Origin of the sequence: Streptomyces sp. AcH 505 (assembly GCF_000818175.1) — a bacterium.
Lineage (GTDB): Bacteria > Actinomycetota > Actinomycetes > Streptomycetales > Streptomycetaceae > Streptomyces.
In genome coordinates, this window is sequence record NZ_JTIY01000001.1 from 5,214,475 (window position 1) to 5,215,234 (window position 760).

1 protein-coding gene is annotated in these 760 nt (G+C 74.1%); it reads right to left on the minus strand.

The features are described from left to right. A partial coding sequence (locus tag HY68_RS23615; RefSeq protein WP_041991947.1) for an AMP-binding protein occupies nt 1-760 on the minus strand: 760 nt, incomplete at both ends.

Consider the following 760-nt stretch of genomic DNA (forward strand, 5'->3'; position numbering starts at 1 on the left):
GGCGGGCAGCGGCTCACCGCCGCTGAGCACCCGGCGGCCGGCCAGCTGCCCCGCCACCTCGTCGGCTACCAGACGCCAGGTCGTCGGGGTGGCCTGCACCACCGACACGTCGTGCTTCCGCAACACCTCTGCCAGGGGTGCCCCCTCGGTACGCGCCTCGTCGGGCGCGACCGCGAGACGCCCGCCCGACACCAGCGGCAGGAAGAGTTCCAGGGCCGAAATGTCGAAGCTGAACGTCGTCAGCCACAGGACGGTGTCCTCGGGGCCCACCGCGAGCTGGTCCGCGAAGTGTGCCACCAGATTGGCGAGGGCGCGGTGGTCGAGCAGCGTGCCCTTCGGCAGCCCCGTCGAACCCGAGGTGTAGATCAGATACGCGCAGTCCTCCGGCGCCACCAGGCCGGCGGCGAGCACGCTCCCCGTCACCGGCCGCACCGAGTCAGCGTCGACCAGCGGCAGGACCGTACGCTCACCGGGAACCACGACCCCGGGGCCGGCCAGGACCGCGGCGGCGCCCGAGTCGTCGAGCTGATACGCGATGCGCTGCTCGGGATGGTACGGATCGAGCGGCAGGTACGCGGCCCCGGCCAGCCATACGCCGATGGCCGCGGCGGCCAGCTCGGGCCCCCGGGCGGCCAGCAGGGCGACCACGTCCCCCTTGCCGACCCCGGCCTCCGCCAACCGGTCACGGGTCGCCTCGGCCGCTGCCCACAGCCGGCGGATCCCGATCCGGCGCTCACCGTCGAGGACCGTCTCGGTGTCC